Raw genomic sequence first — 12,785 nt, 5'->3', positions numbered from 1 at the left:
GCCACCCCCGCACGGGGGACACAGCGGGGTCGCGTCTCCGGATCGGCGGCGTCACGACGCCGCCCGCGCAACTAGGCTGGAGGCCATGTCGAAGGTCCTCACCTCCCTGCCCGCCGGCGAGCGCGTCGGCATCGCCTTCTCCGGGGGGCTCGACACCTCCGTCGCCGTCGCCTGGATGCGCGAGAAGGGCGCGGTGCCCTGCACCTACACCGCCGATCTCGGTCAGCCCGACGAGCCCGACGTCGAGGCCGTGCCCGGCCGGGCGCTCGAGTACGGCGCCGAGCTCAGCCGCCTGGTCGACTGCAGGGCGGCGCTCGTCGAGGAGGGCCTCGTGGCGCTCCAGTGCGGCGCGTTCCACATCCGCTCCGGCGGCAAGACGTACTTCAACACGACGCCGCTCGGCCGTGCGGTGACGGGCACCCTGCTCGTCCGCGCGATGATGGAGGACGGCGTCGACATCTGGGGCGACGGCTCCACCTACAAGGGCAACGACATCGAGCGGTTCTACCGCTACGGCCTGATGGCCAACCCGCGCCTGCGCATCTACAAGCCGTGGCTCGACTCGGCCTTCGTCACCGAGCTCGGCGGCCGCCAGGAGATGAGCGAGTGGCTGCTCGAGCGCGAGCTGCCCTACCGCGCGAGCGCCGAGAAGGCCTACTCGACCGACGCGAACATCTGGGGCGCGACGCACGAGGCGAAGGTGCTCGAGGAGCTCTCGGCCGGCATCACCACGGTCGAGCCGATCATGGGCGTGAAGTTCTGGGACGAGTCGGTCGAGATCCCCGCCGAGGACGTCACCGTGCGCTTCGAGCAGGGCCGCCCGGTCGCGATCAACGGCGTCGAGTTCGACGACGCGGTCGAGCTCGTGCTCGAGGCGAACCGCATCGGCGGCCGCCACGGGCTCGGCATGAGCGACCAGATCGAGAACCGCATCATCGAGGCCAAGTCGCGCGGCATCTACGAGGCGCCGGGCATGGCCCTGCTCCACCTCACGTACGAGCGCCTGCTGAACGCGATCCACAACGAGGACACGATCGCGAACTACCACAACGAGGGCCGCCGCCTCGGCCGGCTGATGTACGAGGGCCGCTGGCTCGACCCGCAGTCGCTCATGCTGCGCGAGTCGATCGTGCGCTGGGTCGCCTCGGCGGTCACCGGCGAGGTCACCGTGCGCCTGCGCCGCGGCGACGACTACACGATCCTGAACACGGAGGGCCCGGCGTTCAGCTACCAGCCCGAGAAGCTCTCGATGGAGCGCGTCGGCGACGCCGCCTTCGGCCCCGAGGACCGCATCGGCCAGCTGACCATGCGCAACCTCGACATCGCCGACTCGCGCAGCCGCCTCGAGCAGTACGCGCACCTCGGCATCGTCGGCGGCTCGACCGCGGCCCTGGTGGGCGACCTGGCCGAGGGCGAGGCCGCCGAGATCGCCGCGCCGGCCGACGACGCCGCCTCCGCCGCGACGGATGCCGCGATCGAGGCCGCGGCGTTCGACCTCGGCACCGACTGAGCGGGGCCACCCCGCGCACGACGCAGCCCGGCACCTCGATGGTGCCGGGCTGCGTCGTCTCGCGCGGCGGTTCGGGCGCCGGCGGTCGGGGCGGCGGTTCGGGCGCCGGTCGGATCGCGCTCCTGGTTAGCGCGGGACCTGGGTGCAGCCGCTCAGGGCGAAGAGCGGGTCGCCCCGGCCCTCCATCCAGACGGCGGTGCCGTGGTCGTCGTACCAGAAGCCCGGGTAGACGTCTTCCTCGTCCTGGTGCTTGGCGTGCGCCTTGACGACCGCGAGCTTGTCGGTCTCGATGTACACGTAGGGGTTCTTCTCGCTGTGCGTCGCGTGGCAGTAGGGGACCTTGTGATCCCCGTCCACGGGACTCGAGGCGAACGCCGGCGACGCGGTCGCCAGCAGGGCTGCCGCGGCGAAGGGCACGGCGGCGAGGACGGCGACGGCGCGCCGGATGCTGCGCTCGGCCATGATGGGCTCCATTCTCGGGTTCGGACGACCGCGTCATGCGGGTATGCGGTCAGGGTCAGCAAAGCACTGCGCAGCCCCGCCAACAAGAGGAATCCTCACCCCCGTTCGGGGGCGCGCGGCGAAGCCCGCCCGAGGGGAGGACAATGGGGGTCTGCCCACGAGGCAGACGAGGAGGAGGGCGCGTGAGGATCGAGCTCCGCGGAGTCGCCAAGGGCCGGGACGGGCAGGCGCTGCCCCCGACCACCGTCGGATTCGAGTCCGGTCGTGCGACCCTCGCGAGAGCCGAGACCGAGCAGCGGCCCACCGTGCTCGGACTCATCGCGTCCGGGCGCATGCGCCCCGACGCGGGCGAGGTCGTCATCGACGGCAAGGCGGATGCCTCGGCCATCCGCCGCCGGATCGCCCTCGTCGACGCGCCGGAGGTCAGCGACCCCGCCCCAGACATCACCCTCGGCGGCGTCGCCGCCGAGGAGCTGATGTTCGCCGGCATCCCGTCCAACCCCGTCTCGGTCGGCCGCTGGCTCGGCCAGCTCGGCCTCGACCACCTCGCGCGCGTGCCGATCGCGAACGTCGCGCCGCACGCCAGGCTGCGCCTGCTCACGGAGCTCGCGCTGCTCCGCGAGGGCGTCGAGGGCCTCGTGATCGTCTCGCCCGACCGGCACGGCGGCGACCCGATGGAGTGGTGGGAGCTCGCGAAGGGGCTCGCCGATCGCGGCTTCGCGCTGCTCGTCATCGCCGGCGACGCCTCGGCGGCGGCCATCGGCGCGGCCGCGATGATCGCGAGGATGCACGGACCCGACGAGCCGGATGACGAGCTGCCGCTCGCCGAGGGAGGCATCGCGTGAAGATCCCGCAGATGATCGCGGCCGAGTTCCGGCGGCTCACGTCCACGAAGATGTCGGTGCTGGCACTGCTCGCGCTCGTCGCCGTGCCCGTGCTCTACGGCGGCCTGTACCTCTGGGCCAACCAGGACCCCTACGCGAAGTTCGCCGAGGTGCCCGTCGCGCTCGTCGTCGAGGACGAGGGCACGCCGGCCACCGCCGACGCCCCCGCTCGGAACGTCGGCGACGAGATCGCCGCCGAGGTCGTCGCCGACGGCGCCTTCGACTGGCACCGGGTCTCGGCCGAGGAGGCCGAGCAGGGGCTCGACGAGTCGCGCTACGACTTCGCCATCACCTTCCCGCGCGACTTCTCCGAGGCGCTCGCCTCGGTGCAGACGGATGCCCCGAGGCAGGCCGAGATCGTGCTCGCCACGAACGACGCCAACAGCTACCTCGCGGGCACGATCGGCAAGCAGGCCGTCGAGAAGATCCGCACGACGATCGCCGAGAAGGTGGGGCAGGAAGCGGCGTCCACGCTGCTCGACTCGATCTCGACGATCCGCGGCAAGCTCGGCGAGGCGGCCGACGGCGCGGCCCAACTCACCGGCGGCGCCGGCACGGCGCGCGACGGCGCCGGGCAGCTCGGCGCCGGGGCCGGGCAGCTCGCCGACGGCACGGCGCAGCTGCGCGACGGCACCGCGCAGCTCGCCGACGGCTCGGCGACCCTGGCCGACGGCGCCGGGCAGGTCGCCGACGGCAACGCCGAGCTCGCGGCATCCGCCGACCGGGTCGGCTCCGTCGTCGCGCAGGCCGCCGCCGACGTGCCGCAGGCCCGCGCCGAGATCGAGGCGCTGCTGCGCGCCCAGGGGCTCGATCAGGCCACCATCGACGCCGTGCTCGCCCGGCTCGACGTCGTCGGCACCGCGATCGTCGACGGCAACGAGCGGGTGCAGCAGGTCGTCGGCCAGGTGGACCGGCTCGCCGACGGCAGCCGCCAGGTGGCGAACGGCTCGGCGGAGCTCGCCGCGGGCGCCCGCACCGCCGCCGACGGCGCGGCGCAGGCGGCGGGCGGCGCGGCGCAGCTGCGCGACGGCCTCGGCACGCTGCAGTCCGGCCTCGGCGAGCTCGAGACCGGGGCGGGCACGCTCCGCGACGGGCTCGCGGCCGGCGTCGCCGAGATCCCGGACTCCTCCCAGGCCACGCGGGACGCGCAGGCGGCGACGATCGCCGATCCGATCACGCTCGAGACGAGCCAGGTGACGCAGGCCGGCAACTACGGCGCCGGGCTCGCACCGTTCTTCGCGGCCCTTGCCGGCTGGATCGGCATCTATGCGCTCTTCCTCATCGTGAAGCCGATCTCCCGGCGCGCGGTGACGGCGCTGCACTCCCCCGTCCGCATCACGCTGGCCGGCTGGCTGACCCCGGGGCTGCTCGGCGCGGTGCAGATGGTGGCGCTCTACGTCGTGCTCGCGGTGACGCTCGGCTTCCAGATGCACCATCCGCTCGGCGTCGTCGGCACCATGGTGTTCGCCTCGGCGACGTACGCGGCGATCATCCTCGCGCTGAACGTGTGGCTCGGCTCGGTCGGCCAGTTCCTCGGCCTCGTGCTCATGGTGCTGCAGCTCGTGACCGCGGGCGGCACGTTCCCCTGGCAGACGCTGCCCGCGCCGCTCGCGGCGCTGCACCATGTGCTGCCGATGGGCTACGTCGTGGACATGATGCGCCAGTTCATGTACGGGGGCGATCTGTCGCGCGCCTGGACGGACGCCGGGGTGCTCGCGATCTGGCTCGCCGGCGGGCTCGTGCTCGCCGCGATCGGCGTGACCCGGATGACCCACTTCCGAACCCTGCGCGACCTGCAGCCGAGCCTCATCGGCTGAGCGGCGCCGGGCGCCCCGCGCCGCCCGGCGCCGAAGTCGCGCAACCGGCGCTTCCGGCATCCCTCTCCCCGCGGTTCGTGCGACTCCGCATCGCGAAGTCGCGCAAACGGTGCTCGCGAGCACCGCGGGAGCGCAGTTCGCGCGACTTCGCGAGCGAACGAGCCCGGGGCGGGACGGGGGCGGCCCGAGCGGCGCCGGGCGCCGGGCGGCTAGAGCCAGTGGCGCGACTTGAAGATGAGGTAGAGCACCGAGGCCGAGGCGATCATGAGCACGATCGCGAAGGGGTAGCCCGCCTCCCAGCCGAGCTCGGGCATGTTGTGGAAGTTCATGCCGTAGATGCCCGCGACGAGCGACGGCGCGAAGAAGATCGCCGCCCAGCTGGAGATCTTCTTCGTCTGCTCGCTCTGCGCGAGGCTCGTCTCGGTGAGGGACTGCATGACCTCGTTCTGCCGCTGCGCGACGAGGGTCGCGTGCACGCTCAGCGCGTTCTGCAGGGTCTGCCGGAACTCGTCCGCCTTCTCCGTGATGCGGATGACGTGGTCGAGCACGTCGCGGAACGAACGGCGGAGCTCGAGGCCGGAGTCGTCGTCGCCGGAGCTTCCCGCGTCGAGCTCGGCGCGGAGCGTCTCGATGACCCCGACGAGCGGCTTCGTCGCCCGCTGGAACTCCATCACCTCGCCCGAGAGGTCGTAGATGCGCTTCGCGACCGCCGCCTCGCCGGAGAACAGCTCGTCCTCGATCTCGTCGATGTCGTTCTCGAGACCGGCGACCACGGGCGCGTACTCGTCGACGACCTGGTCGAGCACCGCGTACAGCACCCCCATCGGGCCGCGGGCGAGCAGCCCGTCGGACTCGAGTCGGGCGCGGACCCGGCCGAGGTCCGGCGATTCCGCGTGCCGCACGCCGACGACGAAGTCCTGCCCGACGAACAGGTGCACCTCGCCGAACTCCACCCGCTCCTCGGCGTCGAGGTAGCGGGCGGGGCGCAGCACCACGAAGCGGGTGTCGCCGTAGCGGTCGAGTTTGGCCCGCTGATGGCCGGTCAGCGCGTCCTCGACGGCGAGCTCGTGCAGCCCGAACTCCTTCGCGACGACCTCGAGCTCGGCCGCGTCGGGGCGGTACAGGCCGATCCAGGCGAAGCCGCCGGGCGCGGCCTGCAGCGCTTCGAAGGTGTCGTCGAGGCTCACGGGCGTCGCCACGCGTCGCCCGTCGACGTACACGGCGTTGTCGATGACGGTCACGGCGTCAGTCTGGCACGCGGGCGTGGCCGGGCCGGGGATGCCTCGCGCGCCCCGCCTCGTGCCATCCCGCCCATCCCCGCCCCGTCCCCTCGCTCCCATCCCCACCCCACCCCGCCCGGCAAGACGGCACGATCTGCGGGTGCGCGGGCGCCGCGACCCGCGAATACTGACGTCTTGCCGGGCGGGGATGGGGTTGGACGGGGCAGGGTTGGACGGGGCGGGGTTGGACGGGGCACGCGGTCAGGCGCGCGCGTCGGGCTTCGCGTGGGCGAGCACCCAGGAGTGCATCGTGATCGCGGCTGCCGCGGCCGCGTTCAGGGAGCGGGTCGAGCCGTACTGGGTGATCTCGACGACGGCGTCGGCGATCGCCCGCGCCTCCGGCGAGAGGCCCGGGCCCTCCTGCCCGAAGAGCAGCACGCAGCGCTCGGGCCAGTCGAAGGCCTCGATCGGCACGGCGCCGGGGATGTTGTCGACGGCGATGATCGGCAGGGACGCCTCGTGCGCCCACACCGCGAAGCCGGCGAGGTCCTCGTGGTAATCGAGGTGCTGGTAGCGGTCGGTGACCATCGCACCGCGCTTGTTCCAGCGCCGGCGCCCGATGATGTGCACGGTGTCGGCGGCGAAGGCGTTGGCGGTGCGCACGATCGAGCCGATGTTCAGGTCGTGCTGCCAGTTCTCGATGGCGACGTGGAAGCCGTGCCGCCGCTCGTCGAGGTCGGCCACGATCGCCTCGAGCCGCCAGTAGCGGTAGCGGTCGACGACGTTGCGCCGGTCGCCGTGCTCGAGCAGCTCGGGGTCGTAGTGGGGGTCGCTCGGCCAGGCGTCGCGTCCGCCGGGCCAGGGGCCGACGCCGCTCGGGAGCTCGACCTCCGGTGCTGCACCGTCCGCAGACGCTGCGCCGTCCGCAGACGCTGCGCCGTCGGCAGACGCTGCACCCTCTCGGGGCGCTTCGGGCGCGGCGTCGTTCATCTGTGCCACGGTACTCGTCCGGCCCTCCAGGCACTTTTCGGTGCGCCTAAATTCTGCTAACTTTTCGGTATGCCGAAATCTCCCGCCGATCCGCTCGCGCCCACCGCAGACCGCCCCGACGAGGCATCCTCCGAGGCATCCGCCGCCGCATCCGCCGATGCCGCCGGGCCGCACGGCCGCCGCCCGAAGCGGCGCGGCTCGGTCCCGCGCGCCGCCTGGCTGATCGGACCGGCGCTCGTCGCCGGCGTCGCCTACCTCGACCCGGGCAACGTCGCGAGCAACATGACCGCGGGCGCGCAGTACGGGTACCTGCTGGTGTGGGTCGTCGTGCTCGGCAATCTGATGGCGTGGCTCATCCAGTACCTGTCGGCGAAGCTCGGCATCGTCACCGGGCGGAGCCTGCCGGAGGTGCTCGGCGAGCGCATCCGCAGCCGCTGGGGCCGGCGGGCCTACTGGCTGCAGGCGGAGCTCGTCGCGATGGCGACCGACCTCGCCGAGATCATCGGCGGCGCGGTCGCGCTGAACCTGCTGTTCGGCATCCCGCTGATCTGGGGCGGCGTGATCACGGGCGCGGTGTCGATCGGGCTGCTGATGATCCAGTCGCGCCGCGGCCCGCGCACCTTCGAGTTCGTGATCATCGGGCTGCTGCTCATCATCACGATCGGCTTCAGCGTCGGCGTGCTGATCGCCCCGCCCGACCCCGGCGGCCTCTTCGCCGGCCTCGTGCCCCGCTTCGCGGACACCGGATCGGTGCTGCTCGCCGCCTCCATCCTCGGCGCGACGATCATGCCGCACGCGATCTACGCGCACTCGGCGCTCAGCCGCGACCGCTTCGCGACGCCCGGGTCGAGTCGCACCACCGCACCCGGCGAGGCGACCGAGCTGCCGGCCGGCGTGCTGCTGCGCGCCACGCGCATCGACGTCACCGTCGCGATGGCGATCGCCGGCACCGTGAACCTCTGCATCCTGCTGCTCGCCGCCGTGAACCTCGCCGGCGTCGAGGGCACCGACAGCCTCGAGGGCGCCTACGCCGCGCTCGGGGCGGCGCTCGGCCCCGTCATCGCGACCCTCTTCGCGATCGGGCTGCTCGCCTCCGGGCTCGCCTCGACCTCCGTCGGCGCGTACGCCGGCGCCGAGATCATGCACGGACTGCTGCACGTGCGCGTGCCGCTCCTCGTGCGCCGGCTGGTGTCGCTGCTGCCGGCGCTCGTGATCCTCGGGCTCGGGCTCGATCCGACGCTGTCGCTCGTGATCAGTCAGGTCGTGCTGTCCTTCGGCATCCCCTTCGCGCTCGTGCCGCTCGTGTCGCTGACGGCGAAGGCCGGCGTGCTCGGCCGCTGGCGCAACCACTGGGCGACGACCGCGGCGGGTGTCGCGGCATCCGTGTTCCTGATCGCGCTCAACGCGCTGCTGCTCTGGCTGGTGTTCACCGGGGCGTAGAACTGCCGCAGAAGTTTCGGCCACGGCAACAGTGGGCAGAGTTTCATCCGCGCGGTCCGTCACAGAGCCCGCGCCCGCCCTGCACGTCGCCTACGCTGCGGGAACCCACGGAGGAGGACCCCATGACCGGCTGGCGCGTGCGCGAGTTCCACAACGACGATCTCGACGGCATCCTGCACCTCTGGGAGGCCCAACGGCGCTCGGCGCACGAGCCCGTCTACGACCTCAGCGAGGTCGTCGCCTCCTGCCAGAAGGACCACGCCGTCGTCGCGGTGCACGGCGAGGAGCTCGTCGGCGCGGTCGTCGGGCGGGCGGCGCACGACCAGGGCTGGATCGTCTTCTTCGGCATCGACGAGGACTGGCGCGGTCGCGGCATCGGCTCGGCGATGCTCGCGGCCCTCGAGAAGCGGATGGCCCCGCACGGGCTCACGAAGCTCTCGGCGCTGATCCCCGAGCACGAGAGCCGGGTCGACGCCTTCGCCAACCAGGGCTTCGAGCCGAAGCACCAGTTGCGCTACTTCGAGCGGCGCATCCCGGTGCAGCGGCAGGAGCTGACCTCGCTCGCCGAGCTCGGCGGCCGGCTGCTGCCGCGCACGCTCTGGGAGTCGGTCGCGGGCATGCGGCGGGAGAAGGAGATCCTCGAGCAGCGGCTCGTGCTGCCCCTCGCCGAGCCGGACCTGGCCGAGCGCTACGGGGTGGTGCCGCCGCGCGCGGTCGTGCTGTTCGGCCCGCCCGGCACGGGCAAGACGACCTTCGCGAAGGCCATCGCCTCGCGGCTGGAGTGGTCGTTCGTCGAGGTGTTCCCCTCGCGGCTGGCGGCGGACCCGCGCGGGCTCGCCGGCGCCCTGCGCGAGACGTTCACGAAGATCGCCGAGCTCGAGCACGCCGTCGTCTTCATCGACGAGGTCGAGGAGATCGCGGCGCAGCGCTCGGGCGAGCCGCCGTCGCCGCTGCAGGGCGTGACGAACGAGCTGCTGAAGATCATCCCCGCCTTCCGCGAGCAGCCGGGGCGGCTCCTCGTCTGCGCGACGAACTTCATCCGCGCCCTCGACAGCGCGTTCCTCCGGCACGGACGGTTCGACTACGTCATCCCGATCGGCCTGCCCGACGACGCCGCGCGGCTCGCGATCTGGCAGCGCTACGTGCCGGAGCAGGTCGCGCGCGAGGTCGATCTGGCGCTCCTCGTCGAGCGGACGGCCGGCTTCTCGCCGGCGGACATCGAGTTCGCCGCGCGCAGCGCCTCGCAGCGCGCCTTCGAGGCGGCGGTGCGGAACGGGGCGGCGGATGCGGACGCCGCGGCGCGCGCGGATGCCTCGGCCCGGGCGGATGCCTCCGGCCGACCCGCCGGCCCGAGCACCGAGGACTACCTCGACGCGATCGGCGCCACCCGCACCACGGTGTCGCCCGAGACCGCCGCGGCCTTCCTCGAGGACATCGGGGCGCTCGCCCGGGTGTAACCGGCTGATGCGGTGGCGCGGGGCCGCGCCCGCGAGGCATCCAGCGCTCCCGCCGCGCACCGGCGAACGAAGCCCCCGCCCGCCGGGCCCGGTAGTCTGGGGCCGATGCCGGCCAGCAAGAATCCCGCGATCGAGGACTACCTGAAAACGGTGTACGCGCACACCGAGTGGCAGCCCGACCCCATCACGCCGTCCGTGCTCGCGGGCAAGCTCGGCGTCGCCCCGTCGAGCGTCACCGAGATGGTGAAGAAGATGGCCGCCGCCGGGCTCATCGCGCACGTGCCGTACGGCCCGCTCCGGCTCACCGACGCCGGACGCGAGCGCGCCCTCGCCGTCGTGCGCCGGCACCGGCTCATCGAGACCTGGCTCGTGCAGGAGATGGGCTACGGCTGGGACGAGGTGCACGACGAGGCCGAGGTGCTCGAGCACGCCGTCTCCGACCGGCTCCTCGACGTGATCGACGAGCGGCTCGGGCGGCCGAGCCGCGACCCGCACGGCGACGCGATCCCGGCGGCCGACGGCACGATCCCGGCCGAGCCGTTCCTCCGTCTCGACGAGGCGCCGCAGGGGCACCGCGGCTGCATCCTCCGCATCAGCGACCGCGACCCCGCCGTGCTCCGCGAGCTCGAGGCCGCGGGCCTCGCCCCCGGTGTCGAGGTCGTCGTGAGCCTCGGCGACGGCGAGCGCGTGCGGCTCTCGGCGGGAACGGCGGATGCCCCGGCGCCGGCGCTCGAGCTGCCGGGCACGGCGGCCGCGGAGATCTGGCTCACCGCCTGATAGCATCCGGCGGTGCGCATTCTCCGTCGAACGCTCATCGCCCTCGCCGTCGTCGTGGCCGTCGTCATCGCCGCGGGCGTCGCGGGGTACTGGTGGCAACGCCCCATGCTGCTCACCGGCACCGGCTACGCCGCGCACAACGCGTGCGCCGTCACCGAGCTCGCCGGGCGCGACGACCCCGAGCGCGACCTGCCGCCGAATCCGCTCGTGCCGTACCTGCGCTTCGGCGCCGACGAGCCCGGCGAGACCACCGGCTCCCTGCTCGGCGTCCTCGCGAAGCAGCGCGCCTGGTACACGGAGGGCTTCGGCTGCACCCTCGCGGGCGAGCGCCCCGAGCTCGGCACCGCGACCCCGATCGACGACGCCGGCAACCCGCTCACCGGCGCCCCGGCTCCGACCGCCGACCCCGCGGTCGACGCGGCCATCGCCGCCGCGTTCGGCGACGGAGCCCCGCCGGAGCAGGCGGCCGCCCTCGGCACCCGCGCGGTCGTCGTACTGAAGGACGGCGAGCTCGTCGGCGAGCGCTACGCCGACGGCTTCGACGCCGCGACGCCGCAGCTCGGCTGGTCGATGTCGAAGAGTGCGACCGACCTCATCACCGGCGTGCTCGTGCAGCAGGGCGTCGTCGCCCTGGACGACGCCGAGCTCCGCCCCGAGTGGACGGACGAGCGCGCGAACATCACGATCGAGCAGCTGCTGCGCATGACGAGCGGCCTCGAGTGGGACGAGACCTACGACCTCGGCACCCCGATCACGCAGATGCTGTACGGCGAGGCCGACATGGGCGGCTACGTCGCCGGGCTCCCGCTCGAGCACGCGCCAGGCACCGTGCAGGAGTACTCGAGCGGCTCGACGACGCTGCTCTGCTCGGTGCTCGCCGAGCGCACCGGGCTCGGCGCCGATCTGCCCCGACAGACCCTGCTCGCTCCGCTCGGGCTCTCCTCGGCCGTGTTCGAGCCGGACGCCGCGGGCACCCCGGTCTGCTCCTCGTACCTGTGGATGACGCCCCGGGACTGGGCCGCGCTCGGCCAGTTCGCCCTGCAGAACGGCGAGTGGAACGGCGAGCAGCTGCTCCCCGCCGACTGGATGGCCAAGAGCCTCGAGGTGCTGCCCGTCGAGCAGACCGACGACCCCGGCTACGGCATGGGCTGGCGGGTGAACACCCTCACCGACGGTTCGCCGCGCTGGCCAGGGCTGCCCGCCGACACCTACTACGCCTCGGGCCACGACGGGCAGAAGGTCATCGTCGTGCCGTCGGAGGGCCTCGTCGTCGTGCGGATGGGCTTCACCCCCGAAGCCGACGACGAGCCGAGCGAGGTGCAGCTCGTCGAGGAGCTGATCGCCGCACTCGGCTGAGTCGTACGGACGAGCGGATGCCTCGGCCCACCGCTCGCGACCGGCCGGGGCATCCCGCCGTCGTCATCCGTTCGCAACATCGGAGCCCTACGCTGGGAGCATGGGACGACGCGACGAAGTCGAGTGCTGGCTGACCGACATGGACGGCGTGCTCGTGCACGAGAACCACGCCCTGCCCGGCGCCGCCGAGCTGCTGCAGCAGTGGGAGGACCAGGGCACCCCCTACCTGGTGCTCACGAACAACTCGATCTTCACGGCGCGCGACCTCTCGGCGAGGCTCCGCGCCTCCGGCCTGAACGTGCCCGAGGAGCGCATCTGGACCTCCGCGCTCGCGACCGCCGACTTCCTGAAGCAGCAGGTGCCCGGCGGCTCGGCCTTTGTCGTGGGTGAGGCGGGCATTCTGACCGCGCTGCACGACGCCGGCTACATCATGACCGAGACCGATCCCGACTTCGTCGTCGTCGGCGAGACCCGCAACTACTCCTTCGAGGCGATCACGAAGGCCATCCGGCTGATCGACCGCGGTGCGCGCTTCATCGTCACGAACCCCGACGCGACCGGCCCGAGCGCCGAGGGACCGCTGCCCGCGACGGGCGCGATCGCCGCGCTCATCACGAAGGCCACCGGTAAGGACCCGTACGTGGTCGGCAAGCCGAACCCGATGATGTTCCGCTCGGCGCTGAACAAGATCGGGGCGCACTCCGAGAACACGGCGATGATCGGCGACCGCATGGACACCGACATCGTCGCGGGCATCGAGGCGGGCCTGCACACCGTGCTCGTGCTCACCGGTATCAGCGACCAGGCCGAGATCGAGAAGTACCCGTTCCGTCCCGACGAGGTGCTGAAGGGCGTCTTCGAGCTCGTCGGCG

General features: G+C 72.8%; 11 protein-coding genes. 8 read left to right on the top strand and 3 right to left on the bottom strand.

Annotated features, from left to right (window positions below):
• The first annotated feature begins 85 nt into the window (after positions 1 to 85).
• Entirely contained in the window at positions 86 to 1,510 is a 1,425-nt protein-coding gene (argG, locus tag IEY71_RS05840) for an argininosuccinate synthase (protein WP_189084317.1), read from the top strand.
• Between the two features lie 126 nt (positions 1,511 to 1,636).
• Here the strand turns inward: argG and IEY71_RS05835 are convergent, their stop codons facing one another.
• Entirely contained in the window at positions 1,637 to 1,972 is a 336-nt protein-coding gene (locus IEY71_RS05835; RefSeq protein WP_189084316.1) for a hypothetical protein, read from the bottom strand.
• Positions 1,973 to 2,154: 182 nt separating this feature from the next.
• Here IEY71_RS05835 and IEY71_RS05830 point away from each other — a divergent pair, with 182 nt between their 5' ends.
• Positions 2,155 to 2,817, top strand: coding sequence for a hypothetical protein (locus IEY71_RS05830; protein WP_189084315.1), 663 nt, complete (start codon positions 2,155 to 2,157; stop codon positions 2,815 to 2,817).
• On the top strand, positions 2,814 to 4,673 hold the full coding sequence (locus IEY71_RS05825) for a YhgE/Pip domain-containing protein (RefSeq protein WP_189084314.1): 1,860 nt from the start codon (positions 2,814 to 2,816) through the stop codon (positions 4,671 to 4,673). Before IEY71_RS05830 ends, IEY71_RS05825 begins: the two co-directional genes overlap by 4 nt.
• Positions 4,674 to 4,882: 209 nt before the next feature.
• Here the strand turns inward: IEY71_RS05825 and IEY71_RS05820 are convergent, their stop codons facing one another.
• Both IEY71_RS05820 and IEY71_RS05815 read right to left on the bottom strand, forming a co-directional pair.
• Positions 4,883 to 5,914 carry a magnesium and cobalt transport protein CorA gene (locus IEY71_RS05820; protein WP_189084313.1) on the bottom strand — a complete coding sequence of 344 codons (1,032 nt, stop codon included), beginning with the start codon at positions 5,912 to 5,914 and terminating at the stop codon, positions 4,883 to 4,885.
• A 240-nt stretch (positions 5,915 to 6,154) separates the two neighbouring features.
• Positions 6,155 to 6,883 carry a TrmH family RNA methyltransferase gene (locus IEY71_RS05815; RefSeq protein ID WP_189084312.1) on the bottom strand — a complete coding sequence of 243 codons (729 nt, stop codon included), beginning with the start codon at positions 6,881 to 6,883 and terminating at the stop codon, positions 6,155 to 6,157.
• Positions 6,884 to 6,952: 69 nt separating this feature from the next.
• Between IEY71_RS05815 and IEY71_RS05810 the strand changes: the two genes are divergently transcribed.
• From IEY71_RS05810 to IEY71_RS05790, 5 genes are all read left to right on the top strand, one after another.
• On the top strand, positions 6,953 to 8,323 hold the full coding sequence (locus tag IEY71_RS05810) for an Nramp family divalent metal transporter (protein ID WP_189084311.1): 1,371 nt from the start codon (positions 6,953 to 6,955) through the stop codon (positions 8,321 to 8,323).
• A gap of 122 nt (positions 8,324 to 8,445) precedes the next feature.
• Entirely contained in the window at positions 8,446 to 9,780 is a 1,335-nt protein-coding gene (locus IEY71_RS05805) for an ATP-binding protein (protein ID WP_189084310.1), read from the top strand.
• A gap of 105 nt (positions 9,781 to 9,885) precedes the next feature.
• Complete coding sequence (locus IEY71_RS05800; RefSeq protein WP_189084309.1) at positions 9,886 to 10,557, top strand: metal-dependent transcriptional regulator; 672 nt, start codon at positions 9,886 to 9,888, stop codon at positions 10,555 to 10,557.
• Positions 10,558 to 10,569: 12 nt separating this feature from the next.
• The gene (locus IEY71_RS05795) at positions 10,570 to 11,913 is read left to right on the top strand and encodes a serine hydrolase domain-containing protein (RefSeq protein ID WP_229781538.1); all 1,344 of its coding nucleotides are present in this window, start codon (positions 10,570 to 10,572) and stop codon (positions 11,911 to 11,913) included.
• Between the two features lie 100 nt (positions 11,914 to 12,013).
• A partial coding sequence (locus IEY71_RS05790) for an HAD-IIA family hydrolase (protein WP_189084308.1) occupies positions 12,014 to 12,785 on the top strand: 772 nt, incomplete at its 3' end.

Source organism: Agromyces mediolanus, from assembly GCF_014648575.1.
Classification (GTDB): Bacteria; Actinomycetota; Actinomycetes; order Actinomycetales; family Microbacteriaceae; genus Agromyces; species Agromyces mediolanus.
This window is presented reverse-complemented; position numbering and strand designations above follow the sequence as displayed.

Excerpts from the sequence above, each read along its gene's own strand:
- argG (WP_189084317.1), top strand. The coding sequence starts at position 86 with ATGTCGAAGGTCCTCACCTCCCTGCCCGCCGGCGAGCGCGTCGGCATC.
- IEY71_RS05835 (WP_189084316.1), bottom strand. The coding sequence starts at position 1,972 with ATGGCCGAGCGCAGCATCCGGCGCGCCGTCGCCGTCCTCGCCGCCGTG.
- IEY71_RS05815 (WP_189084312.1), bottom strand. The coding sequence starts at position 6,883 with ATGAACGACGCCGCGCCCGAAGCGCCCCGAGAGGGTGCAGCGTCTGCC.
- IEY71_RS05810 (WP_189084311.1), top strand. The coding sequence starts at position 6,953 with ATGCCGAAATCTCCCGCCGATCCGCTCGCGCCCACCGCAGACCGCCCC.
- IEY71_RS05805 (WP_189084310.1), top strand. The coding sequence starts at position 8,446 with ATGACCGGCTGGCGCGTGCGCGAGTTCCACAACGACGATCTCGACGGC.
- IEY71_RS05800 (WP_189084309.1), top strand. The coding sequence starts at position 9,886 with ATGCCGGCCAGCAAGAATCCCGCGATCGAGGACTACCTGAAAACGGTG.